Origin of the sequence: Novosphingobium sp. AP12, from assembly GCF_000281975.1 — a bacterium.
Classification (GTDB): Bacteria; Pseudomonadota; Alphaproteobacteria; order Sphingomonadales; family Sphingomonadaceae; genus Novosphingobium.
This window is the reverse complement of record NZ_AKKE01000040.1, coordinates 1-23978: the sequence shown is the minus strand read 5'-3', so window position 1 is coordinate 23978 and position 23978 is coordinate 1. Positions and strand designations below refer to the sequence as shown.

The 23978-nt window shown below is 66.4% G+C and carries 19 protein-coding genes; 7 read left to right on the top strand and 12 right to left on the bottom strand.

Annotated elements, in window-relative coordinates:
• Nucleotides 1–36 precede the first annotated feature (36 nt).
• A complete protein-coding gene (locus PMI02_RS07830) occupies nt 37–2622 on the top strand; it encodes an amino acid adenylation domain-containing protein (RefSeq protein WP_007681211.1) in 2586 nt (861 codons plus the stop codon).
• 75 nt (nt 2623–2697) lie between these two features.
• Here PMI02_RS07830 and cls read toward each other — a convergent pair whose 3' ends face one another.
• The gene (gene cls / locus PMI02_RS07825; protein WP_007681210.1) at nt 2698–4095 is read right to left on the bottom strand and encodes a cardiolipin synthase; all 1398 of its coding nucleotides are present in this window, start codon (nt 4093–4095) and stop codon (nt 2698–2700) included.
• Nucleotides 4096–4196: 101 nt separating this feature from the next.
• On the opposite strand from cls, the gene PMI02_RS07820 reads away from it, so the two are divergent.
• Nucleotides 4197–4787 (top strand): DedA family protein, encoded by a 591-nt coding sequence (locus PMI02_RS07820; RefSeq protein ID WP_007681209.1) that lies wholly within the window; start codon nt 4197–4199, stop codon nt 4785–4787.
• Nucleotides 4788–4806: 19 nt separating this feature from the next.
• Nucleotides 4807–5670: a 2-dehydropantoate 2-reductase gene (locus PMI02_RS07815; protein ID WP_007681208.1), complete on the top strand. Its 864-nt coding sequence runs from the start codon at nt 4807–4809 to the stop codon at nt 5668–5670.
• A gap of 31 nt (nt 5671–5701) precedes the next feature.
• Here PMI02_RS07815 and PMI02_RS07810 read toward each other — a convergent pair whose 3' ends face one another.
• From PMI02_RS07810 to PMI02_RS07780, 7 genes are all read right to left on the bottom strand, one after another.
• Entirely contained in the window at nt 5702–5995 is a 294-nt protein-coding gene (locus tag PMI02_RS07810; RefSeq protein WP_007681207.1) for a UvrB/UvrC motif-containing protein, read from the bottom strand.
• Entirely contained in the window at nt 5995–6840 is an 846-nt protein-coding gene (locus PMI02_RS07805; protein ID WP_007681206.1) for an oxygenase MpaB family protein, read from the bottom strand. Before PMI02_RS07805 ends, PMI02_RS07810 begins: the two co-directional genes overlap by 1 nt.
• Before the next feature lie 123 nt (nt 6841–6963).
• The gene (locus PMI02_RS07800; RefSeq protein ID WP_007681205.1) at nt 6964–7581 is read right to left on the bottom strand and encodes a hypothetical protein; all 618 of its coding nucleotides are present in this window, start codon (nt 7579–7581) and stop codon (nt 6964–6966) included.
• Between the two features lie 129 nt (nt 7582–7710).
• Nucleotides 7711–8703, bottom strand: a complete 993-nt coding sequence (locus PMI02_RS07795; RefSeq protein WP_007681203.1) for a sterol desaturase family protein — start codon at nt 8701–8703, stop codon at nt 7711–7713.
• 181 nt (nt 8704–8884) lie between these two features.
• Nucleotides 8885–9502 carry a TetR/AcrR family transcriptional regulator gene (locus PMI02_RS07790; protein WP_007681202.1) on the bottom strand — a complete coding sequence of 206 codons (618 nt, stop codon included), beginning with the start codon at nt 9500–9502 and terminating at the stop codon, nt 8885–8887.
• A gap of 51 nt (nt 9503–9553) precedes the next feature.
• Nucleotides 9554–10912 carry a carbohydrate porin gene (locus PMI02_RS07785; protein ID WP_007681200.1) on the bottom strand — a complete coding sequence of 453 codons (1359 nt, stop codon included), beginning with the start codon at nt 10910–10912 and terminating at the stop codon, nt 9554–9556.
• Nucleotides 10913–10967: 55 nt separating this feature from the next.
• Nucleotides 10968–13397 carry a membrane-bound PQQ-dependent dehydrogenase, glucose/quinate/shikimate family gene (locus PMI02_RS07780; RefSeq protein WP_007681199.1) on the bottom strand — a complete coding sequence of 810 codons (2430 nt, stop codon included), beginning with the start codon at nt 13395–13397 and terminating at the stop codon, nt 10968–10970.
• Nucleotides 13398–13572: 175 nt separating this feature from the next.
• Here PMI02_RS07780 and PMI02_RS07775 point away from each other — a divergent pair, with 175 nt between their 5' ends.
• On the top strand, nt 13573–14892 hold the full coding sequence (locus PMI02_RS07775) for an NAD(P)/FAD-dependent oxidoreductase (RefSeq protein WP_007681198.1): 1320 nt from the start codon (nt 13573–13575) through the stop codon (nt 14890–14892).
• Nucleotides 14893–15051: 159 nt separating this feature from the next.
• Nucleotides 15052–16296 (top strand): cytochrome P450, encoded by a 1245-nt coding sequence (locus PMI02_RS07770; protein ID WP_007681190.1) that lies wholly within the window; start codon nt 15052–15054, stop codon nt 16294–16296.
• 57 nt (nt 16297–16353) lie between these two features.
• Here PMI02_RS07770 and PMI02_RS07765 read toward each other — a convergent pair whose 3' ends face one another.
• The gene (locus PMI02_RS07765; protein ID WP_007681188.1) at nt 16354–17631 is read right to left on the bottom strand and encodes a cytochrome P450; all 1278 of its coding nucleotides are present in this window, start codon (nt 17629–17631) and stop codon (nt 16354–16356) included.
• 181 nt (nt 17632–17812) lie between these two features.
• Between PMI02_RS07765 and PMI02_RS07760 the strand changes: the two genes are divergently transcribed.
• The gene (locus tag PMI02_RS07760; protein ID WP_007681186.1) at nt 17813–19078 is read left to right on the top strand and encodes an amidohydrolase family protein; all 1266 of its coding nucleotides are present in this window, start codon (nt 17813–17815) and stop codon (nt 19076–19078) included.
• Nucleotides 19079–19142: 64 nt separating this feature from the next.
• Here PMI02_RS07760 and PMI02_RS07755 read toward each other — a convergent pair whose 3' ends face one another.
• Both PMI02_RS07755 and PMI02_RS07750 read right to left on the bottom strand, forming a co-directional pair.
• On the bottom strand, nt 19143–21326 hold the full coding sequence (locus PMI02_RS07755; protein ID WP_007681184.1) for a TonB-dependent siderophore receptor: 2184 nt from the start codon (nt 21324–21326) through the stop codon (nt 19143–19145).
• A 305-nt stretch (nt 21327–21631) separates the two neighbouring features.
• Nucleotides 21632–22300: a sulfite oxidase-like oxidoreductase gene (locus tag PMI02_RS07750; protein WP_007681181.1), complete on the bottom strand. Its 669-nt coding sequence runs from the start codon at nt 22298–22300 to the stop codon at nt 21632–21634.
• A gap of 102 nt (nt 22301–22402) precedes the next feature.
• On the opposite strand from PMI02_RS07750, the gene PMI02_RS07745 reads away from it, so the two are divergent.
• Nucleotides 22403–23503 (top strand): DNA alkylation repair protein, encoded by a 1101-nt coding sequence (locus PMI02_RS07745; RefSeq protein WP_007681179.1) that lies wholly within the window; start codon nt 22403–22405, stop codon nt 23501–23503.
• Between the two features lie 10 nt (nt 23504–23513).
• Here PMI02_RS07745 and PMI02_RS07740 read toward each other — a convergent pair.
• Nucleotides 23514–23978 (bottom strand): helix-turn-helix transcriptional regulator (locus PMI02_RS07740; protein ID WP_007681176.1); only part of this gene is annotated, 465 nt, incomplete at its 5' end.

Below are 23978 nucleotides of genomic sequence, written 5' to 3'. Positions count from 1 at the left end.
CGCCACTGCTCCGCGTACCTTGTCCGGGATGCAGCGATGCTCGACGAGGCGCTGAAAATCGGCAGCATGCGGTCCGGCGTCGAGACACGGCTCGAATACGGTTTCGAGCGCCAGGCGAAGCGCACTCCCGAGGCAGTAGCGGTGGAGCACCGCGGCAGCTTCATCACTTATGCCGAACTGGACGACCGCGCCAACCGGATCGCCCATCGCCTGCTTGCGATGGGGGTTGGGCCGGAACGTCTCGTCGGCATCTGCATGGCGCGATCCTTCGACCTGGTGGCCGGTGTTCTGGGCATTCTCAAGGCGGGCGGCGCATATCTGCCGCTCGACCCGGCCTATCCCGAAGCACGCCTGAGATACATGATGGATAACAGCGGCGCCCGGGCGTTGCTGACCGACGTACAGCGCGACATATTCGGCAACTTCGACGGACAAGTGCTCGACATCTCCGAGGGCGGGGCCTGGGCTTCGCCGCCGCGCGGCGCTGCGGAGCGTCCTCCGTTTGTCGATCGCGGGGACGGCAGGTCCCTGGCCTATGTGATCTACACCTCCGGTTCCACGGGCCAGCCCAAGGGAGTGATGCTGGAACATACCGCCACGCGCATGATGGCCTGGGCGGCGGACACGTACACCAAGCAGGAACTGTCACGGGTCGTGGCAGCATCTTCGATATGCTTCGACCCTTCGGTCTTCGAAATATTCGGCCCCCTCACCTCGGGCGGGACAGTCCTGCTGAAGGAACACCCCAGGGAGCCATTCCTCTCCGGGGAACGGCCGACCATGCTGAACACGGTGCCATCCGTGCTTGCCGAACTGGCCGATGCCGGCCAGATTCCCGACAGCGTCCTTGCCATCAACGTCGGCGGGGAAAAGCTCTCCATCGGTCTGGTCCAGAAGCTGTATGCTCGCAGCAGCGTCGAACGAATATTCAATCATTATGGGCCGACCGAGGCGACGACCTGCAGCACCGTAGCCTATGTCCCCCGCACCGCCGCCTCCGATCCCGAACTGGGAGAGCCGATCTGCGATGCGGTCATCCTGATCCTGCGCGATGACGGTTCGCCTGTCGTCGGCGACGAGGAGGGGGAAATCCACATTGCCGGCCCGATGCTGGCGCGCGGATACGTCAATGATCCGGAGCAGACGGCCCGGAGCTTCATCGCCGATCCCGACAATCCCGGACAGCGGCTCTACCGGACGGGCGACATCGGTAGGTGGCGGGGAGGCACCGTCGAGTTCGTCGCAAGGAAGGGCGATTTCATCAAGCTGCGGGGCTTCCGTATCGCGCCCGGCGAGATCGAGACGCATCTGCTGGGCCTTCTCGGCGTACGCCAGGCGGCGGTCGCCCTTGCATCGGACCCGCAAGGCAAGGAGCGGCTGGTCGCCTACGTAGCCGGTGACGAGACCGACGGGCTCACGCTCGCCGATGTCCGCTCGCGCCTCGGCGAATGGTTGCCCCAGCACATGCTGCCCGACTGGCTGCACAAGGCGGAGGCGCTGCCAGAGACGATGTCCGGCAAGATCGACCGGAATGCGCTCCCCGCTCTTTTTGAGCCGCCGCGGCCGTCGTCTTCGCCGGATGAGTTGTCCCCGATCGCCCGCGCGGCGGCGGATGTCATCGCGGCGGAACTGCGCATCAGCGATGTCGGATTCGATGACGATTACTTCGAGCTTGGTGGCAATTCGCTGGCCTCGGTCAATGTCGCCCTCACATTGGAGCAGGTGCTCGGGCGCGCCATTTCCCCGGCCCTGTTGGCGCATGCACCCACCCCGAGGTTGCTCCAGGAAGCGCTGGAGAACGATCCGGCAGCCGGCGACGAGCCGCTCGTGGCGCTGCAGAAGCAGGGCGTGGGAATTCCGATCTTCTGCGTTCCCGATGTGCATGGCCGCCCGCTCAGCTACATCTCGCTTGCCCGCGAACTGGTGGCGCGCCAGCCGCTCTATGGATTGACCATAAGCCCGGCGGTCAGCGACGGCAGCGACATGAGCATGGACGCGATCATGGTGCGTTTCATGCAGGCCATCGGCGAACGCAAGCCGGAAGGGCCGTACTTAATCCTCGGCTATTCCTTCGGCGGGCGCTTCGCGCATGAACTCGCCTGTCGCCTGCGCCTTGACGGTGATGACGTGGGGCTCGTTCTCGTCGACGCGCCGAACACGGGTACGCGTCATTCGCTGGGCGCCACATGGAAGTGGATCCGCGCCGCCTGGCACCGGAAGCGTGAACGGTACGGCCTGGTCGAGACGGCCCGCGCTGCCTTGAAGAAGCGCAACGCCTTCGGCGCCTACCTCATGCGCAAGCGTTCGACGACTCTGCCGGCATGGGTGCCGGCTGCGGAGCGCGGCGTGGCGCGGTCATTCCTCAAGGCGGCGCACGATCATGTCCCACGGGATTTCGACGGACCAGCGATGATCGTGAGTTGCCACAACCAAAGGTATATCAACCGCTTCCTCAACGTCGACGGCTTCATTGGCTGGAGGCGCCATCTGAAGGGGCTGACCACCCGCATCGTCGCCGATGTAGACCATCATGCGATCGTCCGCCCCCCTTTCGCAAGCGAACTGGCAGTGCATCTCGGTGCTTTCGCCGCGACGGTTTCCGCCATGTTCCCGGTTTGCTGATACTTGTCGGGAGACAGGCCATGGCCGCCGCGTGCTTCGGCGTCGCAACCGACGGATGGCTCTATCAGGTGTTCTTCAGAGCAGGGGGCTGACCAATCGCGCGATGTTCTCGGCGATCTTGCGGATGCGGGGCCGTTTCCGCCATGCTTCGATGCTGAGGGGGTCGCTGTCCGTGATGTAACCGGCTTGCACAGTTTCCAGAGCACCGATGCTTCCCCGGTCATGGAGCAGCAGGCTGACCTCTTCGTTCAGCTGAAACGATCGCAAATCGACGTTGCTGGAGCCGACGATGCCCAGTTCGCCATCGATGCTGACGTTCTTGGCGTGGAGGAGGTAGTCGCGGTACAGATGGACCCTGATCCCGGCGCGCAGGATGTCGTCGTAGTAGGAACGCTGGGCGAGGCTCACGAGCGGCTGATCGACCACGGCGGAGACGATCAGGTCTACCTCGACGCCGCGAAGAACCGCCGTGCGCATCGCTTCAAGGAGGCTCTCGTCCGGGATGAAGTAGGGCGAGGTGATGACCACGCGGCGGACGGCGCGGTGAAGCTGCCCGATCAGCAAGGTCTGGAACCCCTCGAGCGGATAGTTTGCCCCGCTGGGAAGAAGCTGTGCCTGTGCGTTGCCGGTCGAAGCCGGTATCGTCACGCCATCGTCCAGCATCACCTCGGTTTCCAGGAACCAGTCCGACAGGAAGACCGCCGTCATCTCGGCGACGGCGGGACCGGTCACGCGGGCCACGAGTTCACGGTTCTCGATGCCCGTGCGGAAACCCTTGTCGACGATGTTCTGCGATCCGGCGTATCCGATCGTTCCGTCGATGAGGAACAGCTTGCGGTGGTTGCGCATGTCACGCCGCGTCCGCTCCCGCAGCCAGTGGAAGGGCAACGCCTCCCGGACCTGCGCACCTGTGGCGGCGAGCATGGCCAGCGCGCCCTTCTTCCACCGGTGCGAGCCGACGGGGTCGAACATCACGTGCACGGCCACCCCTCGTTCCACTGCCCGCGCCAGGGCGGCGGCGACGCGGCTGCCTGTCGCATCGTCCGCGAAGATGTAGACAAGCAGCCGGACATGGGAACGAGCCCCGTCGATATCCTCGATAAGACGGTCGATGGTCCCGTCATAATCGCCCAACAGTTCGACGGAGTTACCCGAAACGGCCGGAAATCCTCCGAGCTTCGCGGCGAGCCTCGCCGCCTCGCCCGGCGCGTCGACGCATTGGAGCGGCTGCAACCGAGGCGACAGGATCGATGCGGCAGTCTCGAAGCGTTGCCCTCGCCAGCGGGGAAAGCGCGGCCGGCCGATCGCCAGGTAGAGCAGCAGTCCCGGAATGGGGAGGAAGAAGATGAGCAGAAGCCAGCTGCGCGTGGCTTCCGGCGTCCGGCGCAGCGGGATCACCATGAGCATCAGGATACGTATCAGCCACTCGCAGGCGTAGTAGATCGTACCCGATTGCAGGAACGTTTCAGTCATCAAGGCCCATACTAGGCGCAATATCCGATGACGCCACTCCCATGCCGGCAGAGTACCGGTAGGGGCTGGTCGCCGGCAGCGCCATCGGGCAAGTGTCCCCAATGACGCTCGAAACCATCGTCCTGCGCTACGGCCTGCTGGCCCTGTTCCTGGGGGCGGGGATCGAGGGTGAAACGGTGGTCCTGCTGGGCGGGCTGTTGGCGCATCGCGGACTGATCGATCCGGTCGAAGCGGCACTGGCGGCAAGCGGGGGCTCGTTCGTGGCGGATCAGGTGTTCTTCTTCGCCGGACGGCATTTCCGGCAGTCCCCGTGGCTGCGGCGGATCGTCGCGCGTCCGGCGTTCGCCAACGCCATGGACCGGCTGGAGCGGCACCCGACCATCTTCATCCTGAGTTTCCGGTTCCTTTACGGCCTGAGAACCATCAGCCCGGCGGCGGCGGGAACGTCCAGGATCCGCACCTTGCATTTCATGGCGCTGAACCTTGTCGCCGCAGCGATATGGGGACCGCTGTTCACGGCTCTCGGCTATATATTCGGCCAGGGCGTGGAAGCCGTATTCGGCCGGTTGCGGTCGGTGGAGCACGTGGTACTGGCCGGACTGGCACTGGCGTCGGCTGCCTATGCGGGCCTGCGCTTGTATCGTTGGTACGTGGCGCGGCACGACGGGGACGAAGGTCTCCATCGTCGATGAAGCCGGGCGGAGAAATGACATGACGAGAGTTGCCGTCGTTGGAGCGGGCGCGGTTGGCGCGACAGTGGGCGCGTGGCTGATCCACGACGACCGGCTCGACGTATCCCTCTGCGTTCGCACGCAGTTCGAACGCCTGCGAGTGGAAACGCCGACAGGCGTGCTGGAGAGCCGGCCGCGCATCCTGTCGGCCCCCGCGGCCGCTACGCCGGTTGACTGGGTGATCGTCGTCACCAAGGCTTACGACGCCGACGGCGCCTCGCTCTGGCTGGAACACTTGATGGGCCCGGATACGCGGGTCGCGATCCTGCAGAACGGGGTCGAGCATCTCTCCCGCTTTCCCGCGCTCCCCTCCGACTGCGTGGTCCCGGCGATCGTCGACATTCCTGCCGAGCGCAGCGCTCCCGGCGTGGTAGTACAGCGGCGCAGTAGCAGCATGATCGTTCCGGCAGGTCCTAACGGCGAGGCCTTCGTGGATCTATTCGCCCACAGTCCCATCGATGTCCGGGTGACCGGCGACTGGTTGACGGCGGCGTGGAAGAAGCTCGCCATCAACTGCGCGGGCGCAGCCAGCGCGCTCACCCTCAAGCCCGCCGGTATTGTGAACGACGCGGAGGTGGCAGACCTTATGCGCGCGCTGGTGCGGGAATGCGTCATGGTGGGGAGGGCCGAAGGCGCCGCTCTGGATGATGCGCTGGCCGACGAGGTGGTCGAGGGGTATCGCGCGGGGCCGGCAGACTCGGTCAACTCGATACTGGCGGATCGTCTCGCGGGCCGGCCTACCGAGGCCGACGCGCGCAACGGTGTCATCGCCCGCCTCGCGCGCAGGCACGGGATGCATGCTCCCCTCAACTGGATGGCGGACATCGTAGTTAGGAAGAGTTGAGGGCCGGCGTGCCCATCGCCGGCCAGGCGTATCAGGATTTGCCCTTGCGGGTGCGGCGGCGGCCACTGGTCATCGGGTCCGGCTTTTTGGGCGGCGTCCATCCGGCAGGCGGCGTCACATGTTGCTGGCTGGTTCCCAATCCCATGGCTCCCGGCTGCTGACGAACGAGGCCGGAGGGATCGAAATCGCCCGTCGAAGCGCCGTCCGGCACACCGCGCAGGAGACTTATACGATCGCGCAACAGGGCCGCGCGCTCGAAATCGCCTTGCTCCGCCGCTTCCTGCATCGATCGATGGAGCTCGTCGAGGCCGGGTTCCTTGCCCATCACCGGAATGCCCAGCGCAGTGCCTGGGCCACGCCCAGCGTGCCGGCGCGAACCAGCGGCTTTTCGAGGGGAGCCGGCGAGAGGCCATGAAGTTCGCGGGCCCAGCGGGGCAAGAGATCGACGCCGGCCTGAGCGGCGAGCCTTCCCGGCAGCGCTGCCAGCCCTTTGGACGTGGGGGCGTGAAGGATCAGCCTCGCAACTTCGGCGGTTCGCTCATCCGCCTTCAGATGCGGGCGCATGGCACCGATCAGGCGGTCCGCCTCGAGGCGTGAGCGAGGCACTGGGTACGCGCCCATCTTGCTCCCGATCGATGCCATCTCCGCGAAGTACCTGTCCTGATCCGGGCGGGACATCCACGGCTCGCCGTAGCGGATCCACGCATCGAGGAAGCTGCGGGTCTCGGTGACATGGACCCATGCCAGGAGAGAGGGATCATTCGCCTCGTAAGGTGTGCCATCGGGCAGTTCGCCTTTCACTCCGTCATGAATGGCGCGCACGCGTTTCATCAGCGCCTCGGCCTGGGCACGGTCGGCATAAGTCGTGGTGGCGATGAAGCGGGCCGTGCGGCGAAGACGGCCATGCATGTCGGCGCGAAAGTTGGAGTGATCCCAGACCCCCGCGAGGACGCTGGGGTGGAGCATCTGCATGAGGAGGCCGGCGATGCCTCCCACCATCATGGTGCCCACGTCGCCGTGGACGCGCCAGGCGATCGAGGTGCGATCGAACAGCGCGTTCGAACTCCTCGCCACCGGCTGCTCGCCCCGTTCGGTGTCGTTGAATATGCCGACCACCCGGCGTCGAATGGCCTGCTTGATCGGGTCGGACATGGAAACGGAGGGTCGCATGGTGATCCAACGAACCACCAGGGTATTCGCTGCATCCCGGCGGTACGCGGTCGGTCAGCCGAGATCGACATCAGGCCGGACTTGCGCAGGTATGGACGGCCGGTTTCCCGATCGCCGACGGGTCTACGCCTGCAGCAACTTCTTTCTGAACAGGTTCTTGATCTTCCGATCTTCGAGAATGCGGCCGATGACATAGAGCACGGCGAAGATCGAGGCGAAGACATAGGCGGTCGTGGGCGAGTGTTCGTCCTCCTTGTCCTCGGCCTTTTCCTTCGCCTTGTCCGCTTTCTTCTTTTCGGGCGAATCCGGCGCGGGCGCGCCCAGGAACTTGTCGATCGGGTTCATCGGTGCCTGTGCCTTTTCCGGCTTCTTCTTCTCTTCGGTCTTGGCGGCAGGTTTTTCGAACTTGCCGATCGCCATGGTCAGATGTCCGAAGGCAAGGAACAGCAGAGGGGCGAGGAAACAGAACAGCAAGGCCCGGCTGGTCAGGTGATACTGCAGAACCGATCCGGCCTCGCCCCGTTCGACCTGCAGGACGCCGCCGTCGAACACGGCCATCTTGTCCTGCGCCGCCTGGTCCTTCTTGCGGAAGGTCAGAGTGTCGCTGTCCTGCTCGTGGCTGGTGCCGGTCTCGCGGAACAGGGGGCGGAGCCTGTCGAAGGCTTCGTCGCTCGATTGCTGGGGAGCGAGCGCCAGACTGCCCCGGATGTGCCAGATCCAGTCTATGTAACGCGAGTTCATGTGATCTCCAGTCGGGAGAGTTTTCCGATGCCGCCACGGCGGCAGGGCTCAGGCAGGACCGCTCGGTCGCCGCGGCGGCCGGGGCGTGACAGATGGGGTGTGTGGGCGTTACCGGGCGAGCCGGTCCCGTTACTCGGCCGGGACCGCCGTCTCGGCGAATGGCTGCTTGCCGAAGCGCTGCTTGAGCGACTTCCAGCCTTCGGTGAAGGGGAAGGTCATCTGCTCGCGGATGCCCATGCGGCGGCCGCCTTCCATGCCCAGCAGTTCCGCTTCGCCGTCGAGGCAGGTGCCGAACATGCGGTCGATGAAGATCCAAGTGCCGGAATAGTTGCTGCGGGTGGCTTCGAAGTCCTGCGAGTGGTGCATGCTGTGATGCTCGGTCGTGTTGAACAGGAAGCGCCACCAGCGCGGCGAGTTGAAGCGCACGTTGATGTGCTGGTAGCTTCCGACCGCAAGGCCCACCGCACCGGCGAGAAGGAAGGCCCTCGGCACGAAGTCGAAGAACCCGCCGATGCCGAGGCCGATCAGGAACAACTCGACGGGGTTGCCGACCGCGCCCTTGTTGATGTTCAGCTGGGTGATGTAGTGATGCACCGAATGGGGCAGCCAGAGCGGATACCAGTTATGCATGCCGCGATGCATCCAGTACTGCCCGAAATCGAAGATGAACGAGATGAAGAATGCCTGCAGCAGCAGCGGCATACCCGTGAACCAGGCGAACTTGTCCCAGTGGAAGGATTTCTGGACGGCCTCGATCATGACGTCGCCGCCGATGTAGCCGTCGATCATGCGCAGGAAAGTGTAGCCAAGCCCTACGTAGAACAGGTCGGTGACGAGTTCCTTCCAAGTCAGGGTCCAGCTCTCGTGGCGCGGGAAGGCCCATTCCATTCCCAGCAGGAGCACCTGGAAGCCGAGGCCGATGCCGATCGCCGTCGATGCCTTGGCGATCGAATTGGGCGCGTAGTACCAGAACGCGATCAGAGCGAAGAGTACCGCAGGTTGGAACCAGGTGAAGAAGAGGACCTTCAACCGGTTGCCTTCCACCTTGGGAATGTTTTCCCAACCGATGGTTACCGGCGCCTGGGCGCCGATGATCCTGTTACCTACGCGAACGCCTTCCATACGCCGAGCCCTCGTAATACTTGGTCAACCATGTAGGTAATACTAATTGGCAACATGGTAATACGAGCGCCGCGATTCGTCCAGCTTATATCGTATCTGTTGTGCGGTTCGAACGAAGTAAGGCCCGGTGGATTCCCGGTGGGGCGGCGGGCCGTCATAATGTTGCGCTGCGATTTCGCCACTAGGCTGCGCGGCAATAGGCCAGCACGGTCGCGACCACCTGCGCGCGCCGGCGGGCGGCGGCTTCCTCGCTCATGGTATCGGCCTTGAACAGCGCGGCGAAAGTATAGCGGTTGGACACGAAGTAGAACGCGAGTGCGCTGATGGTCATGTGCAGATCGACGGCGTCGATGCCCGGTCGGAAGCTACCATCTTCCACGCCGCGCTCGATCAGGGCGCGGGTGCTGGGCAGGACCATTTCGTTGTGCGCCTCCACCACGCTGCCCACGTGAGGGGCGCGGCGCATGTTCTCGTCCATCACCAGGCGGACGAGTTCGGGGTGGTGGAAATGGTAGTCAAAGGTCAGCGCCGTCAGCCGTTCCAGCGCGGCGAGGGGCGGCATGTCCTCCAGCCCTGCGTCCAGTTCGGCCGAGCGGATGCCGCGATAGGCTTCGGTCAGAACGGCCCGGTAGAGGCCCTCCTTGCTCTCGAAGTGGTAGTAGATCATGCGCTTGGAAGTCGCCGTCGCCGCCGCGATCTCGTCGACGCGGGCACCGGCGAAGCCCTTGTCGGCGAAGTGGGCAGTGGCGACCTTGATGATGTCCTGCCGATTGCGTTCGGTGAAGCTGGTGGCTTTCATGGTCGTCCCTATGGCCTCAGCAGGGCCGCGCGGGCAATGGGGTGTATCGTCTCAGATCTGCATCTTGACCTGAACGCCCAGCGCCAGCGCATTGTCGGTCTCGCGGTAGCTGAAGGCGCCGGGATCGGCGATGTACTGCACGTCCGGCCGGATGCTCAGCCAGCGGCGGACCTGGAAGCCGTAGCTCAGCTCGATGGCGGTCTCGCCCTGTGGGAGGCTGGCGTAGCCCTCCGCTGCGGGCGCATCGGCATGGGCGGCGCGGAGGCGTTCGTTGACCTGCGCGTGGACGACGCCGAGCGCCACGGTGTCGGCATCGCGGCCCGCGAAGGTGCCGATCTTGACGAGGCCGGCCGCGTACCACCGGGTGATCTGGGCGGAGGCCTCAGGGTTGGCGGTGAACTGGCCGAAGACCGACAGGCCCCGTGCGCCGTTGTCGCCGCCGTCGCGCAGGATCATCTGGTCGGCGAGGATGTAGCCGCCGAAACGGCCGCCGACCGTGCCGGGGTTTGCCTGCCGGGGTGCGGTCGAGGTGTCGTAGTAGAAGCCCAGCTTGTAGTGGCCGGGCATGGCGTGACTGCCGGGCGCGGTGCCGGGATCGTACTCGGCCTCGATCGGGAGCAGGACGCCGGTCGTACCGCCGACGAAGGGCTTGAAGGCGTTCTCCTCCTCGCCGAGGCGGGGGTTCACCTGATAGACGCCGGTACGGATCGCGAGGTCGGGGCGTAGCCGGTAGCGCACGGCAGCGCCCCAGCGGGCGTTGGGGTAGTTGTACCACCCGCTGTTGCCCGACATCGAGAGGGGATGCGCGCAGAACGCCGCATTTACCAGATTGCAGCCGATCGGCATGCCGCCCAGGTCGTTGCCCATGGCGAAGAAACCCACGCGCAGGTTGAGCCTGCCGCCGTCGATGTCCTGCTCGTAGCTCGCTTCGCTAAGGCGGGCGTAAGGGCCGCCAGCGGCTTCCTGGATGGGCAGGCGGTTGCCCACGAAGTCGGACGAGAGGCCCACGCCGCGCCGATCGTTGAGGGTCAGGTGGATGGTGCCGCCGGATAAGCCGGCGATCCTGTCCATGTCGAAGTCGGCGCCCGCCCGGATCTGCTGGGTATAGGCCGTGCCGCGGCGCAGCCCTCCGTCGACGGCGGAGAAGGTCTCCGAAACGTAGTCCGCGCGGATGCTCACGCCAGCGTCCTTGAGCCGGGTGCGCAAGCCGCCCCAATCGCCCGTAGCCGTGTCGCGCGGGTGACGGGCCTGCGGCGGCTTCGCCGTCGCGGCGGCATGCGGGGCGGTGGTGGTGGCAGCGGGCTTGGCGGTCGGCTGATCGTCGGCAGCAGCGTCGTCGGCCCATGCAGGGGCGGCGGCGGTCAGCGCGCAGCCACCGGCCAGCGCGAGTAGAGTGATGCGGCGGCGCATGGCCCCCTCCTGTTCGGAAAAAACGGGACGGACCCTGAGGCCCGCCCCTTGCGCCTCACGGCAGCTTGTAAGCGATCACGTAGTCGCCGCGCTGGGGCGACTGGCGGGCGCCGCCGGCGGTGATGACCACGTACTGCCTGCCGGTGCGCGGGGACTTGTAGGTCATCGGTCCGCCCTGGCTGCCGACGGGCAGGCGGCCCTTCCACAACTCCTTGCCGCTCCCTGAGTCGAACGCGCGCAGGTAGAAGTCTTGGGTGCCGGCGATGAAGACGAGGCCGCCCTGAGTCGCCAGCGTGCCGCCCAGCGTCGGCATGCCGACCGGGATCGGCAGGCCCATGCGGATGCCGAGCGGGCCGGTGTCCTCCACGGTGCCGACCGGGACCTGCCACTTGACCTTGCGCGTGGTCATGTCGACCGCCGTCAGCGTGCCGAACGGCGGCGCCTGGCACGGGATGCCGAGCACCGAGAGGAAGCGGTCCTTGGTCACCGAGTAGGGCGTGCCCTTCATGGGAACGCTGCCCATGCCGGTGTTGGGGGACTCGCCGCCCGATGACTTGACCGCCTTCTGCTCCAGCGTCTGCGGGAACATCTGGACCCACAGGCCAAGGCGCATGTCGTTGGCGAAGATGGTGTTGGTGGTGGGATCGACCGACAGGCCGCCCCAGTTCATGCCGCCCAGCGAGCCGGGGAAAGCGAGCGACTTGTCGGTGCCCGGCGCGGTGAACAGCCCCTCGTAGCGCATGCCCTTGAAGGCGATGCGGCACATCAGCTGGTCGAACGGCGTGGCGCCCCACATGTCCGCTTCGGTGAGCGTCTGCGCGCCGATCTGCGGCATGCCCACCGACTTGGGCTGGGTGAGCGAGTAGGGCTCGTTCGGGATGTCGGCGGCCTTGACCTTGGTGTCGACCACCTTGGTGAGCGGCCGGCCGGTGGCGCGGTCGAGCACGTAGAGCTGGCCCGACTTGGTCCCGAAGACCAGCGCCGGAACCTTGCCGCGCCCTGCGACAGGGAAGTCGACGAAGGTGGGCTGCATCGGCAGGTCGAAGTCCCAGAGGTCGTTGTGGACCGTCTGGTAGTGCCACTTTTCCTTGCCGGTCGTCGCGTCGAGCGCGAGCATCGAGGCGCCATACTTGTGGTCGAGCGCGCTGCGGGTCACGCCGTAGAGGTCGACCGAGGCGCTGCCCACCGGCATGAACACGGTGTTGGAGGCCGGGTCGTAGGACATCGCTGCCCAGACGTTGGGCGTCGAACGGGTGTAGGTCTGGCCCGGCGCGGGCATGCCGGTGATCGCCGGATTGCCGGGGTCGAAGGCCCAACGCAGCTTGCCGGTCACGACGTCGAACCCGCGCATGACGCCGCCGGGCATGTCGGTCTGCACGTTGTCGGCAACACGGCCGCCGACGACGACGGTGGTGCCTGCCAGCGTCGGCGCGGAGGTCAGCTGGTACTGCGGATCGGGCGCATCGCCGAGGCCCGCCTTGAGATCGACGCGCCCATTGGCGCCGAAGCCGGGGCAGAACTTGCCGGTGTCCGCATCGAGTGCGACGAGCTGGGCGTTGATCGTGTTCATCAGGATGCGGCGCTGGCAAGGCGCACCCTCGGGTACGAGCGCTGCCGTCACCGGCGTGGAGCCGGGCACGCTGGGCTGCTGCAGCGGCGCGCGGGCGTCGAAGTAGGCGAGGCCGCGGCAGCGCATCCACACCGAGGCGCGGGCGTTGATGAGCGTCTTCCACTTCTCGCGGCCGGTGTCGGCGTCGAGGGCGATGACGTTGTTGTGGGGCGTGCAGACGAACACGGTGTCGCCGACCTGGAGCGGGGTGTTCTGGTCCTCGGCGCCGTTGCCGTCGCTCTGCGCGACGTCGCCGGTGCGGTAGGTCCAGGCGACCTTGAGGTTGCCCACGTTGCCGCGATTGATCTCGTCGAGCGCGGCGAAGCGGCTGCCGCCGGAGGTGTTGCCGTAAGCCTCCCAGTTCTTCTGCTCGTGCGCGGGATCGACGCGAAGCATCGCGGCCTCGGTGCCGGCGAAAGGCACGGTCGGATGCGGCACGAACATGCCCGCACCGCCGGCGAGTGAGCCGAGGCCCACGACGGCGGCGACGGCGAGGGCGGGGCGCCAGTTCGGCGCCAAGCCCTGCGCGCGGCGCATCAGCGGCAGCGAGAGGGTCACCACCGTCATGCCCACGCCCAGCGCCAAGAGGCGCGAGATCAGCGGCCAGAACTCGAGCCCGACTTCCCAGAGCGACCACAAGATCGTCAGCAGGAACACCGCGCCGAACACCAGCGCGCCCACCGGCTTGCGGCGGGCGATGAGGAAGCCCGAGGCGAGCAGGGCGAGGCCGGCCAGCAGGAAGTAGAAGCTCCCGCCCAGGCTGACGAGCTTGGCGCCGCCGACCGTCAGGAACAGGCCCGCCGCGAGGATGACGATCCCCAGCAGCAACAGCCAGGCCCGGACGAGCAGGGAGCCGCGGTCATTCGTGCCGGACATGCGGCACCTCCTTCTTTTCTTGCACGCGCCAGTATGCGCCGCACTTGCTTGCGGCTCGAGCCTGCCGTGGCTGCAACGAGAAACGGGCGGTGACATCGCCGCCCCACATGTGTACCAGTTAGTACATACATCGCCGGACTACAAGACACTCCGGATTCGTGGCAAGGAACGCAGCGTGCAGCCTCAGCAGAAGACCCAGATCGTGATCGTCGGTGGCGGCGCGGCCGGCCTTGAACTCGCGACGCGGCTGGGCGCGCGGTACGGCCGCAAGCGCCACGACATCATTCTCGTCGACGAGAACCGCACCCACATCTGGAAGCCGCTGCTGCACGAGGTCGCGGCGGGATCACTGGACGCGAACCTCGACGAGGTGGGCTACCGGGGGCATTGCTACCGGTGGGGCTACCGCTACTTCAAGGGATCGCTGGCGGGCATCGACCGCGCCGCGCAGCGCATCCACCTCGCCCCAATCCTCGACGACCGCGGCAGCGAAGTGGTCGGGCCGCAGACGCTACGCTACGATTATCTCGTGCTCGCCTATGGCTCGGTCACGAACGACTTCGGGACGCCGGGGGTGAAGGAGAACTGCATCTTCCTCGACCGCCGCGTCGATGCCGACCGCTTCCGGGACCGCCTGCTCGACCAGTGCCTGCGGGTATCGCGCGCCATGACGAACGATGGGGGCAGCGACGCGCGGGTGCGTGTCTCGATCGTCGGGGGCGGCGCGACCGGGGTCGAACTCGCAGCCGAACTGTTCAGCGCCGCCGATGCGCTCAGCCACTACGGGCTCGAAGTGTTCGACCGCAGCCGCCTGGAAGTCTCGCTGATCGAGGCGGGCCCGCGCATCCTGCCCGCGCTGCCGGAAAAGCTCGCCGAATCTGCCCGGCACGAGCTTGAGACCCTCGGCGTGCGGGTCCGCACCGCGACGCCCATCGTCGAAAGCACCGCGCAGGGCATGGTGACCGGCAGCGGCGAGATGATCGCTGCCGATCTTCAGGTCTGGGCTGCAGGCGTCAAGGCCAGGCCGATCGCGGGCGGGCTGGACGGGCTCGAAACCTCGCGATCCGGGCAGGTCGTGGTGCTTCCGACGCTGCAGAGCGCGACCGACCCGAAGGTTTTTGCGCTGGGCGACTGCGCCTATTGCCTGCTCCCCGGCCGCGACCGCCCGATCCCGCCGCGCGCGCAGGCGGCCCATCAGATGGCGACGACAGCGTACCACAACCTCAGGCGCCTGATGGAAGGCCGGCCGCTGAAAGCCTTCGATTACCAGGACCGCGGCTCGCTGGTGTCGCTCAGCCGGTTCTCGACCGTGGGCACGCTGATGGGCAATCTCGTCGGCGGTCGCATGGCGGTGGAGGGCAGGCTGGCGCGGCTGATCTACCTCTCGCTTTACCGCCTGCACCTCATCGCCATCCACGGCTGGATCAAGGGCACGGCGCTCATTGCCGTGGGCCATGCCAACCGCGTCGTGAGGCCCCGCCTCAAACTGCACTGACGGCCCGCGCTTGACCGGCGCTGCCTGTGTGATTGCAGGTCGCGGCAAACTTCGTCGCAGCGCGGGCACGCGCCGGGCGGGTCGTGATATCCGCACGCTCGTGAGGCACGCTCCTCGTTCGAGAGGGAGCGGCCACGCGCGGCGGGAGAGGCAGCGGCCATGCAGGATATCGATCAGCTCGATCTCTATCATCTCGACTGGAACGACCCGGCTTTCGCCGCCAACCCCTGGCCGGAGTTCGACAAGGCGCGCGCGAAGCATCCCTGGGCAGCGCGCACCGAGGCGGGTTTCGCGGTGTTCGACCTCCACGCGATCCGCGAGCTGATGATCCGCGACGACGCGCTGCGCCCCGGTTTCGACGGGGTGGTCGACATCATGGAATGCCGCGGCTCGCCCTGGGGACGCTTCGCACAGGAGCAGATGATCGCGCTGCCCGACCGCGAGCACCGCCTGCTGCGCGACGCCTTCGCGCGCAAGTTCACGCCGCGCTACGCCAACCAGCTGCGCCCGATCATGCGCGAGACGATGCAGGGCCTGCTGGCCAGCTGGACGCCCCGTGACCAGTCCCGCGTGCACATCGATTTCGAGGAGTTCGCCTCCTACTATCCGGTCGCCGTCACGGCGCAGATGGTCGGTGCTCCGGTGGAGGCGATACCCGGCCTGCGCCTGTCGATGGAGACGCTCGGGCTTGCCTTCAGCATGGACAAGGCCCGCGTCCCCGCGCTCGACGCGGCGTTCGAGCACCTCGACGCCTTCGCGCACGATCTGATGGCCGAGCGCCGCGCCAACCCCGACGCAAAGAGCGAGGCGGACCTGCTCGACATGCTACTCGATGCCGGCAAGGAGCATGACGTGCCCGACCGGCAGCTGGCGGACCTCGTGATCTTCCTGTTCGTGGCCGGGTACGACACCTCGAAGAACGTGCTGACCTTCATGATGCACCTCATGCTCGGCAGCCCGCGGATCTACGCACGCTGCGCCGAGGACCTCGACTACTGCCGCCGCGTGGTCGAAGAGGCGCTGCGGGTGTTCAATCCCAGCTCCGCCTTCCGCGAGGCGGTGCAGGATGTCGAGTATCGCGGCGTGCGCATTCCGGCGGGCACGATGCTGTTCTTCAACCTCAACGTCGCGGGCCGTGATCCGCGCCTGTTCGAGGCGCCCGCCGCCTTCGACCCCGACCGCCCGATCATCCCCGAGAACCGCCACGTCGCCTTCGGCATGGGCAAGCACATGTGCCTCGGCCAATACATCGCCCGCGCCCAGTTGCAGGAAGGCATCCACCTCGTCGCGCAGGCGATGGGCGACCCGGCCGCCGACGGCGAGCCCGGCTGGCGGCCGTTCCCCGGCGTCTGGGGCATCAAGGGCCTGCCCATCGCCTTCACTCCGCGCGTGCCGGAAGCATAGCGCCGACCTCGCGTCGTCCCTGGCGCGACCGGGACGACGCTCAATGCGGCGAGCGGCTCACTTCACGTCCCACACCAACGGCAGGTTGCGGATCGAGAGCAGGCCGGGGAACACGCTGGTGTCCGAGCCGGGCTTCGGCCTGAACTCCGGGATGCGGGCGAACCATTCCTCCAGCAGCACGCGCAGTTCGCGCCGGGCGAGGTGTGCGCCGAGGCAGATGTGGACGCCGCCGACGAAAGTGAAGTGGCGATTGGCGCGGCGCTCCGGGTCGAACTCGCGCGGGTTCTCGAACCGGGTGGGGTCGAAGTTGCCCGCCGGGTTGAGGCACTGCACCGAGTCGCCCTTGCGGATCTGGACGCCGTGCCACTCGAAGTCGCGGGTCGCGCTGCGGGTGGAGGAGAGGATCGGCTGGGTGCGCAGGAACTCTTCCACCGCGCCGTTGATGAGCGCCGGATTTTCGCGGATGCTGCGCTGGATTTCAGGCTGCAGTGCCATGCGGCGGAACATCTGCGCGATTGTCGCCGCTACCGTGTCGAGCCCGCCGAGCCACAGGAACCAGACCATGCCGATCTTCTCGTCCTCGGTGGGCGCACGGCCCTGGATTGTGCCGTGGACGATCGAGGAGACCAGGTGCTCGTCGGGGTTCGCCTCCTTTTCGGCGATGAAGGCGCGCAGGAAGTCGAGCACGCCGCGCAGCGCGGCCTGCATCTTTTCCAGCGTGCCCGAATGCAGGATGTCCCACTCCCAGTCGAGGAACTGCTCGAACATCTCGTCGGGGAAGCCCATCAGGCCCATGAAGATGCGAACCGGATAGACGCGGCCGAAGTCCCAGGCCATGTCGACCTCGCCCTTGTCCGCGACTTCGTCGATCATCTCGGTGACGATCCGGCGGATGCGCGGCTCGATGTCGCGGGTGATGCGGGAAGGGCTGAAGTAGGGCATCAGGTAGAGCCGGTACTTCGAGTGGTCCGGCGGGTCGATCGCCAGCGGGATGGACTTGAAGGTTTCGCCGATCAGGCGCTGGAACTCCGCAGTGCCGGCGTTCGAGAAATGATCGTTGTCGGAATAGACGCGGTCGATGTCCTCGTAGTGCGAGACCACCCAGTTGCCGCGCCCCGAGCCCGAGATCGCGCCGAGGCCCGAACGCATCGGCGGATTGTAGAGCAGGCGCGGAATCTCCTGCCCGTTGAGCCACGCGAACGGCTCGTAAGGGTCGACCAGGTCGTTGGGTTCGCTGCCGTTGGCGAAGGACAGGTCGACGATGCGATCCTTCGGTACGTTGTCCGGGGCGTCGAACTCCACTCGGATGTCGTCAAGCGTTCGCGATTGTGTCATGGTCTTCTCCCGGCCGAATGAATGCCCGACCGGTATTCGGGCCGCAAGCAGAGTGATCGGCGCCCCCGCCGCGTCTCGCAGGACATCGCCATTCATCGTCGCGGCGTTGCCTTGCCCCTCGCGATTGTCATGACCCGGCCCGGTTGCGAAACGAGCACATTATTTTTTCGGGAGAATCGCAATGGCCGATGACGACACCCAGGAACTGGCCCAGTCGGCACGCAAATACTGGTCTGCGGACGGATACAAGGATGGCGGCCTGATCCGCGAGGTAGACTATGCCTCGCAGTCGGGCGGGCTCGATCCGATGTTCGAAGGCATCAAGATCGTCGACACCGACACGCACATCACCGAGGCGCCCGAGCTGTTCACCTCGCGTGCGCCGGCAGCGCTCAAGTCGAAGATGCCGCGCGTCGAGCGCGTCAACGGCACCGACCGCTGGTTCGTGGGCGACCGTGACTTCGGCACGCTGGGCGGCAACGTCATCCGCGCCGACAACAACAAGCTGCTCGGCCGCCTCGCCTTCCCAAAGCTGGAGCAGGCGCACCCCGGCGGGCACGAACTGAAGGCGCGCCTCGCGGCGATGGACGACATGGGCGTCCATGCCCAGATCGGCTTCCAGAACTCGGGCGTGACGCAGGCCGGCGCGCTGATGAGCCTCGGCGATCCCGAACTGGCGTTGCAGATCGTGCAGATCTACAACGACGCCTCGGCGGAGTTCCAGGAAGCCTCGGGCCAGCGCATCTTCAACATGGCGCACCTGCCGTTCTGGGACCAGAAGCAGCTCGAGGCCGAAGCGCGCCGCTGCCACGACCTGGGCCTGCGCGGCTTCGTGCTGCCCGACACCCCCGAGCGCGTGGGCGTGCCGAGCTTCAACCACGACTACTGGACGCCCTTCCTCGAGATGTGCGAAGCGACCGGCATGCCGCTCAACTTCCACCTCAATGCGGCGATCGATCCCAACACGCTGACCTGGGAAGGTTTCCAGTTCGAGCAGACGCTGTCGGTCGTGGCGACGATGTTCTCGATCGGCAACGCCGCGACGCTGGGCAACTGGATGGTCTCGGGCCGTCTCGATCAGCACCCCAAGCTCAAGATCGGCCTGATCGAGAGCGGGGCCGGCTGGGTGCCCTTCGCGGTCGAGGCGCTGGAACACCAGTTCCGCGAGATGCTGGCAGGCAAGCGCGACATGCTCAAGAAGCAGCCCTGGGACTACTTCCGCGACCATTTCTACTGCACCTTCTGGTTCGAGAAGATCGCGCCCAAGTACCTGCTGGAGATCATCGGCGTCGACAACGTCATGTTCGAAACCGACTTCCCGCACCCGACTTCGCTCTATCCGGGCGTGCAGGAACACCTCAAGGACGTGCTCGGCGGCTACGACCGGACCATCCAGAAGAAGGTCCTGCAGGACAACGCGGTCAGGCTTTACAACCTGCCGTTCTGACCGGCACCGGAAGTTATGAAAAAAGCCGGGGGCGGAGCACCGCCTCCGGCTTTTCGTGTCTCCGCTAGAACGACTTGCGGATCGTCAGGCGCCAGTTGCGCGGCTCGCCCGGCGTCACGCGGCTGAGGCAGCAGGCATCGGGGAAGTAGCGCGTGTCGAAGATGTTGTTGACGTTGACCTGCGCCTCCCACGAGGAGAAGGCGTAGGAAATCCCGCCGTTCACCAGCGTGTAGTCCTTCAGCACCATCAGCGGGTCCTGCCCCGGATAAGGGAATGCATCGTAGGTCTGGCGCGTGCTGGTATAAGCGACGCCCAGGTTCCCGCCGAGCCCGGCGAGCATGCCTTCCGGCACCACGTAGCTGGCGAAGGCCGAAGCCGCGTGCCGGGGGATGTTGGGAAGGCGTGTCCCCACGGGATAATCGCTGTCCTCGACGTAGCGCGCCTTGATGTAGGCATAGGCGAAGTCGAGCGAGAACCCCTGCGCCGGGCGCCAGTGCAGTTCGACTTCCGCACCCTCGCTGCGCTGCTTTCCCGAGACGCGCGAGTACATCGGGAACTGCGGATCGGCGGTCAGTACGTCGCTGCGGGTCAGCTGGTAGACCGAGACCATGCCGCTGAGGTTGGCCGACGCGAGGTCGAACTTCGCGCCGGCCTCGATGTTGCGGCCGCGTTCCGGCGGGGCCTGGCCGATGACGGAGGGATTGCCGTCCCCCTCCACCTCGAGCACCACCTGCGAACCGTACTGCGGCGTGAAGGACTTGGACCAGCTCCCGTAGAGCGACACGCCGGGCACCACCATCCAGGTCGCGCCGACGCGCGGCGAGAACGCGGTCTGCAACTCGCCATCGGACTTCGCGCGGTCCCAGCGGCCGTTGAAGGTCAGCGTGACCGCGTCGCCCAGCTCCATGTGGTCCTGCACGTAGAAGCCGAGCTGGCTACCTTTGCCGGAGCCGGAATAGGGCGACGAAACGGGATTGAGCGGGGCGAAATAGTCCGGGTCGAGCGCATCGAGCGGGAAGTGCGACGGGTCGTAATCGGCATCGCTGTCGTAATGGGACTTCGTCTTGCGATAGTCGACGCCGCCCAGCAGGTTGTGCCGCACGAAGCCGGTGCTGACTTTCCAGGTCAGCCGGTTGTCGGCGAGGACCGACTTGTAGGTCTCGTCGTAGGGCCCGTAGTAGTAGCGGCCGATGGTGCGGCCGGTGCCGGGAATGGGGTTGCCGTCCTCGCCCACTTCGTCGTCCAGGTAGCCGTCTGCGAAGATCCAGCGGTCCCAGAAGGTGGTGCGGTGCGTGTAACGTGCGGTCTGGCTGAAATGCAGGGTATCGGTGAAGTCGTGGTCGAGGAAATAGCCGATGGTCTTGCGGTTCTCGCGCTGGACGGGCTTCTGGTCGCCGCCGTTGCTGACCGCGAAGTCGCGCGGGAGGTAAGTGCCGTCGTCGAAGGGGAAGACGGTGCCGTAGGCGGGCAGCGGGCCCCAGGGATTGTCGTCGTCGCGCTTGAGCGTGGCGATCGCGGTGAAGCGGGTGGACGGCGCGACCTGCCAGGTCAGCGAGGGCTGGAGATAGATCCGGTTCTGCCCGGCGAAGCGGACGAACGAGCCGGAATCGCGGTAAAGCCCGACGAAACGCGCAGCCAGCGTGTGCTCCGCGTTGAGCGGCAGGTTGGCGTCCACCGATCCCTCGAACAGGTCGTAGGAGCCGGTGGAGGCGCTGAAGTTCGCGAATGCGCTGCCCAGCACGGGGCGCTTGCTGACGAGGTTGATGATGCCGCCCAACGACCCGCCGCCGAACAGTGCCGAAGCCGGGCCCTTGACCACTTCGACCGATTCCAGCCCGAACAGCTCATTGTTGCTGCCCCCGCCCCCGGCCTCGTTGATCAGCCCGTCGAGGTACAGGCTGCCATAGGCGGCGTCGAACCCGCGCAGGGTATAGGCGTCGTAGAAGCCATAAGTGCTGCTGCGCGAGGCGCCCGCCACCGTGAACAGCGCGTCCGCGATGCGGGTGACGCCGCGCAGCTTGAGCTGTTCGGCGGGCACTACCGAGATCGCCTGCGGGATTTCGATGAGCGGGACAGTGTCCTTGCCGGACGCGACCTCCTCCCGGTAGTGCTCGCCGGTGACCACGATGGTGCCCTGGGTCTGCTCGGGATTCTCGGTGTTCGCGTCGGTTTCGGCGTGGGCGGCGGGGACGGCGACCAGCCATCCGAGCACGGCGCTTGCCGCCAGGAATTTACGAGTATGTCGCATATGATGTGTCCCCCTGTTTGCGGGGTCAGCTAAAGCAATTGAGAATCATTTGCAATATTAGAGAAACAAACCGACGCGGCAGCCCCGGCGTGGCGAAACTTCGTGGAAACTCGGGGGCAGGCGGTCGGCCCTGCGGCTTCGGTGGCATCGGCAGTGCGATACCTCTCGCAAAGAGCATGTGGCGGCGCCGCGCGGCGGATAGCGATGGGGACGGTAAGGTCCGTCGATCGATCAAATCCATCGACCATCGAACCGCCATCCACCCGCCTTCGCGCGGGATATCGTCTCGGCCCCCTGGCTCCGCCTCAGCTGTAGCGTTCCTCGGCCCAGGGATCGCCGCGCATGTGGTAGCCGTTGACCTCCCAGAAGCCGGCCTTGTCAGCGCCGAGGAAGTCGATCCGGTTGATCCACTTCGCGCTCTTCCAGAAGTAGAGGTGCGGGATCACCAGACGCACCGGACCACCGTGGTCGCGGGTCAGCGGCTTGCCCTGCCATTGGTGGACGAGCATTGCGTCCGCCGCCGCGAAGTCGGCCAGCGGCACGTTGGTGGTATAGCCGTCGTAGCCATGAAGCATCAGGTGGCTTGCCTCGTCGCGAGGCCGGACGGCGTCGAGCAGGTCGCGCGTGGAGACGCCGGTCCAGTCGTTGTCGTAGCGCGACCATGTGGTGACGCAGTGGATGTCGGTGCGCACGCGCGATTGCGGCATCGCCATGAAGGCCGCCCAGTCCAGTGCGACGGGCCGCGCGACCATCCCCCCCACGGTCAGGCGCCAGCGTTCGAGGCTGACGTCGGGCTGCTTGCCGAGATCGAGCACGGGCCAGTTCTCGACCCGGTGCTGGCCGGGCGGCAGACGCTCGGTTTCGGGTCGGGCCTCGGTGCCGGTGATGAACTTGTGCTCGCTCGCCCAGCGCTGCTTGGAGCGGGTCAGCTTGCTGTCGGGCGGCAGCGCACCGAGATCATCGGTCTCATCCATGCGGGGACTTTCCTGACGAGGACGTGGAACGGGCGGCGATGCCCGCTTATAGCGCAGGCGCCGGCGGCAATCGAGTCGGCCGCCGAAGGAACGGACGACACGATGGCGAGCGAGCCCCAGACCCCGGCGCTGCTGAAGGACATCCTCGGGCCTGCCGCCCTGAGGGTGATCGCCGACGCCGGAACCGCCGCCTCGCCCCGCTTCGACAGCGCCGCGTTCCTTGGCGCCGCGGCCGAGGGGCTGGACGGCCTGTCGATCATGGAGCGGGTGCGCCATATCGCCGATGCCCTGGCCTTGGCACTCCCTACCGAATATCCCGCCGCGCTGGAAATCGTGCTCGCCATGGCGCCGCAACTGACCCACGGCTTTCAGGCCGTCGCCGTGACGGAGTTCGTCGCGCGCCATGGGCAGGGTGATTTCGACAGGTCGCTTGCGGCGCTCGCGACGCTCACCCGCTTCGGCACCGCCGAGTTCGCGATCCGCCCCTTCCTCGCCCTCGAGCCGGAGCGGACGCTGGCCAGGATGCTGGAATGGACTGCGAGCGAGGACGAGCACGTCCGCCGCCTCGTCAGCGAAGGCAGCCGGCCAAGGCTGCCCTGGGCCGCGCGGGTCCCGGCGCTGAAAGCCGACGTCACGCTGGCGGCGCCGATCCTCGAAGCGCTCCGGGCGGACCCCAGCGTCTATGTGCGCAAGTCGGTCGCCAACCACCTCAACGACATTGCCAAGGACCGGCCTGACTGGCTGCTGGAGCGCCTCGCCACCTGGCCGCAGGACGATGCCGGGACCAAGTGGATCGTGCGCCATGCGCTGCGCACGCTCATCAAGCAGGGCGATCCCGGCGCACTGGCGCTGATCGGCGTGTCACATGGCGCCTCGGTGCGGTTAATGTCGTTCTCGGTGTCGCCTGGGACGGTCCGTCTGGGCGATGAAATCGCCATCCGGGCGGAGCTGGTCTCGACCGCGTCGGCGCCCCAGCGATTGGTCGTCGACTACCGTGTCCACTACGCTCGTGCCTCGGGCAAGGCGGGTGCCAAAGTGTTCAAACTCAAGACTTTCGAGCTTGGCGCAGGCGAAACAGCCAGCCTTTCGATCCGCCAGACCATCAAGGATTTCAGCACCCGCCGCCATCATCCCGGCGTCCACGCGGTAGAACTCCTCGTCAACGGCCGGACCGAAGCCCGCACGGAATTCGTTCTGACCTGACCATCCGCCCTTACTGCGAAATCACCCGTACCGCGAAGGCCGCCGCCGCCGCCCGCGTCTCGACGCCGAGCTTCTCGAAGACCTGTTCGAGGTGCTTGTTGACGGTGCGGGGACTGATCAGCAGGATCTCGCTGATGACGCGGTTGGGCTTGCCGTAGCTGATCCAGAGAAGCACCTCGGCTTCGCGCTGGGTCAGGCCGAAGTGTTTCTGCAGGCAGCCGACATCGGCCTGCGGGTCGATCAGGTTGATGCGCACCAGCAGTTCGCCGGGGCGCGAACGGCCGACGACGATCGCTTCGAGCGTCCGCCCGCCCTCGAGGTCGAGCTTCAGCGTGGCGCCGGGAGCGGCATCCTCGGACAGCAGCCGGGACAGCGGGCCGACGAGCAGTTCCGGCAGCTCGCCGCCGTGCCGCGACCATTCGGGCGTCAGCGTCTGCAGCAGTTTCTCGGCGGTCGGCGTGCACCAGCTCAGCCC